The 3399-nt window shown below is 43.3% G+C and carries 4 protein-coding genes; 3 read left to right on the forward strand and 1 reads right to left on the reverse strand.

Features of this window, described 5'->3' with window-relative positions; genetic code table 11:
• Positions 1-1411: 1411 nt before the first annotated feature.
• From ABEA58_RS14075 to ABEA58_RS14085, 3 genes are read left to right on the forward strand one after another with little or no spacing between them, the layout of a single operon-like run.
• Positions 1412-1951, forward strand: a complete 540-nt coding sequence (locus ABEA58_RS14075; RefSeq protein WP_345552508.1) for a hypothetical protein — start codon at positions 1412-1414, stop codon at positions 1949-1951.
• 39 nt (positions 1952-1990) lie between these two features.
• Complete coding sequence (locus ABEA58_RS14080; RefSeq protein WP_345552509.1) at positions 1991-2374, forward strand: hypothetical protein; 384 nt, start codon at positions 1991-1993, stop codon at positions 2372-2374.
• A complete protein-coding gene (locus ABEA58_RS14085) occupies positions 2367-2837 on the forward strand; it encodes a hypothetical protein (protein ID WP_345552511.1) in 471 nt (156 codons plus the stop codon). Before ABEA58_RS14080 ends, ABEA58_RS14085 begins: the two co-directional genes overlap by 8 nt.
• Before the next feature lie 19 nt (positions 2838-2856).
• On the opposite strand, the gene ABEA58_RS14090 is transcribed toward ABEA58_RS14085, so the two are convergent.
• Positions 2857-3165, reverse strand: a complete 309-nt coding sequence (locus tag ABEA58_RS14090; protein ID WP_345552513.1) for a helix-turn-helix domain-containing protein — start codon at positions 3163-3165, stop codon at positions 2857-2859.
• Between the last annotated feature and the right edge of the window lie 234 nt (positions 3166-3399).

Below are 3399 nucleotides of genomic sequence, written 5' to 3' on the forward strand. Positions count from 1 at the left end.
ATGATGCTGGGAGCGGAGAATGCGTGGGTTGCAATGGCTGCGACTGAATGAAGCTAATGGCGCTCTACTGTGGGTTTTCCGGTGTCGATGGCAATGTCGCCGTTGATATTGGTGTCGATGCTGGTGTCGATGCTGGTGTCGACGTTGGTGTAAGAGTCGCCCGGCATTTTCGCGCCGGTATGAGCGGTGTTATGCGCTGATGGCTTGAAGCTCCCCTGAGTGCCCACCTGCTTGAATTTCTGAGTATTCAGTATTCAGTATTCAGCATCGAGCCTTGAGCGCCGGGAATCAGTTATTCAAGTGTAAGCCCGGGAGCGCGACTAATACCGCTGCCCCACAGGCGGTTACAGGCTGTTATCTATAACGCAAAAAGGATCAGTGCTGCATTGCGGAATATTTGGGGTCAGAGTAACATTCTGACACCCTATCCCTCCCAGCCATTCGCCAGTCTCCTATGTTAATGCCATGTATTCGAGGAGGAATCCATGGCTCGCTTACCCAGAATCGCCCCTGTGATAATTGGGGTGAGAGTGTGAATAATTGGGGTCAGAGTAATATTCTGACGGCCTACCCATCCCGACCAATCGCCGGTCTCCATGCCTACCTTACCTAGGCTCACATCTGCGGGCATGTACCGCAGCATGTTATCTGGATTGGCAACAATCCGTAGCTCCGGCTAGGTTGAACAATGACTTTTTCGGAAAGGTTGTTTGATTTTCTGATTATGCGTAAAAGTACGAGGTAAAGTTTGGCGACAAAAGTCCACTCTGACCCCAATTTTTCCATAGTGAGGGAATTATTGTCAGAAGGCAGCAAGGTCCACCAGGGTTTTGATAATCATGAAATCTATATTAGTTTTTTTGAGAGAGCTTTTTTCCTTTAGGTTTTTCTTAAGTGGCTTTTATGGGTTGGTAACCTATTCAGTCTATTTTTTTAGGATGGAATTGGGGAGTTACGGTTGGATTCCTCTCATAATTTTGGTGTTGTGGGTGATCTCTAGTATAATTTTCTTTGTAGCAAAAAGAACAAAGTCTATGTGATTCCTTGAAGGAACCTGCTATAGAAAAATTTTGGTCAGAGTAAAATTGAAAATTGGGGTCAGAGTAACATTCTGACACCCTATCTCCTGGCAAATCGCCGGTCTCCATAGCTGCCTTACCTAGGCTCTAACCTGCGGGCGTGAACCGCAGAGTGTTATCCGGCTTGGAAAAAATCGGCGGTTCCGTTTATATTGAACAATGACTTTTTCGACAAATTTGTTTGATTTCCTGATTATTCGTAAAGGTGCGAGGTGAATTGTGGCGACAAAAGTCCACTCTGACCCCAATTTTTCTTCTATTCATGTGGACTATAAGTCATCAGGAAATCAGGGACGTTTTCACGATTCTGGTGATGGATGGATACATATAAAATGAATAATTATTACCTGCGTCTATTCTTTATTGTTATGGCAGTGTTTAGTGCAAGCTGCACTGGTCAAAATATTAAATACAATATAGGCGAGTATCGCTCGATAATTGGGTTATCTAAAAGTGATTTGGTTAATGTTTATGGAGAGTCATCAGTTTTGGATGTAGAATTTTCTCTTCATGATCCTGAGACTACCGAGAACGGCTTAAAGTTGTTGTTGGGTGATGCTTTTTTATTCTTGAGGACCAGCAGAGGTCAAGTATCACGGGTATTATTCAGAAGTTCGGAGTTTAAGACGAAAACAGGGGTTCATGTTGGGCTGAGTTTTTGTGATGTGTCGGCTAAATACACGGATGCAAAGTTCTTTTTTGAATATAGTAATGGAGGTAATTTATCTTTGGTGGAAGAAAGTGAACGTATTAAATTTACCTTTTTTACTGATGAACTTCCATTTGAAGAATATATATTGGCTGGGATTCCTGACAAAAACTCCTCAACTTTATGTCGGGCAAATTTAAATTACATAGAGCTATTTGACTAGTTATAGCCTTATGCACAAAAGGGTAGTTTTGATCGGCGTATGCAAACGATGCTATCTAATGGGCATGCAGGTAAAGGACATAAGCTGACTTGGGAAGAATCAAAATGGTGGTGGACTAATGCTGAGGGGAAAGCATTAACAGTAGATGGGCGAGTATTGTCGACCATGGAGGTCTCTGGTAGTGAGTTTGTGGTGCCACTGCCTCTAGATGATTTAAAAGTTCATGGGCATGTTGCTACTAATCCTGAAAATGGAAGAATTTATGACGGCTATTTTGATTTTGAGCCGAGGGTGATGCCAAACCCAAATTATAGTCCCGTTATTTTTATGAGGAATATTCTTAATGATGCGGCGATAAGGGAAGTCGGCCCAGGGACTCCATACGAAATTCAATATCGATACGAGGACAAGTATTTTGAGTAACCTCGTAAAGAAAGCAGTTTTTAGTGGCTTAATAGTTTTAGCTTTGGCCCTGAGTTATACAGCTATCGGAGGGTTTACTGGTATGGATGGATATTTACTCCAGACAGGTCGGACTGACAATCTTTATATACATAAGGATAATGTGAAAATTATAAAGTCGACGATAATCGATTTCTCTCATACTGAAGGTTTTATAGTTGGGCTTCGGATGCCTGCGGAGAACTTATCTTGTGATGATGGTGATGGTTATAAAATAAGGCTAATTAATAAAAAGGTTTACTTTGTATTAAATACTGACTCTGGAGAAGCTTTTGAATTTGAATCAAAAGAGTTGTTCGACTCAAAGCTAAAAGAGCTGGCATTAGATTATTCTCCAGACTTCACTAAATATGATGAAGTCTGGCAGCGTTACTCAGGGTATTATAAAAATACTGATTTCTCTTCATGTGTACAGATTGATTAATAAGATTTCCCTTTAGCTGCTATTTAACCGCCTGCTTTCTACCGCTGTCCCAACGCCTGGATTGGTATTTAATGATTAATCCTTCCAGCACCTCTTTAACCACGGCTCGTTCATCCTCTGGCATCTGACTGACGGCTTCGAACTGTAAGGCCAGTTCATCACTGGGGCCGCGTTCGCCATCTTCAAACACCAGCTCATCAATACTGCTGTTCATGCCCACTGCAATCTTCTTGAGAGCATCGAGCGATGGTTGTGTGGTACCGGCTTCGTAGCGACGAATCTGGTTAACGTGCAACTCGACCCGATCAGCCATCTCTTGTTGGGTCAGGTTGAATAATTGGGGTCAGAGTAACATTCTGACACCCCATCCCTCCCAGCCATTCGCCAGTCTCCTATGCTAATGCCATGTATTCGAGGAGGAATCCATGGCTCGCATACCCAGAATCGCCCCTGCGGGCGTACCCCAGCATGTTATCCAGCGTGGCAATAACCGGCAGGTGTGAATAATTGGGGTCAGAGTAATATTCTGACGGCCTACCCATCCCGACCAATCGCCGGTCTC

Origin of the sequence: Microbulbifer aestuariivivens (assembly GCF_039545115.1) — a bacterium.
Lineage (GTDB): Bacteria > Pseudomonadota > Gammaproteobacteria > Pseudomonadales > Cellvibrionaceae > Microbulbifer > Microbulbifer aestuariivivens.

Coding starts and splice junctions, on each gene's coding strand:
- ABEA58_RS14075 (WP_345552508.1), top strand. CDS start 1,412: ATGAATAATTATTACCTGCGTCTATTCTTTATTGTTATGGCAGTGTTT.
- ABEA58_RS14080 (WP_345552509.1), top strand. CDS start 1,991: ATGCAAACGATGCTATCTAATGGGCATGCAGGTAAAGGACATAAGCTG.